Raw genomic sequence first — 278 nt, forward strand, 5'->3', positions numbered from 1 at the left:
TCCGCTCAGGCCGCCGCGCTCTCCACCGCTCAGCTCGCCGCCATCGAGACCGAGGACATCAAGTCCATCTCGACCGCAGCCCTGCGCAACCTGTCTTCCGCTCAGCTCGACGGTCTCACCAGCGATCAGCTGCGCGCCCTGTCCTCCACGCAGCTCAACGCACTGACGAGCAGCCAGGTCAACACGCTCGGCACGGCCGATCTGAACAGCCTGAGCAGCGGCCAGTTCGGCACGCTGGCCTCTGGCCAGGTCCAGGCGCTGACCAGCACGCAGCTGGG

At 68.0% G+C, this 278-nt stretch carries 1 protein-coding gene; it reads left to right on the forward strand.

Annotated features, from left to right (window positions below; all coding sequences use genetic code 11):
• On the forward strand, positions 1-278 hold a 278-nt coding region (locus AC0IZJ_RS28435; protein WP_471855608.1), incomplete at both ends, for a hypothetical protein.

The sequence above is a fragment of the Roseateles sp. AC306 genome, from assembly GCF_979253795.1.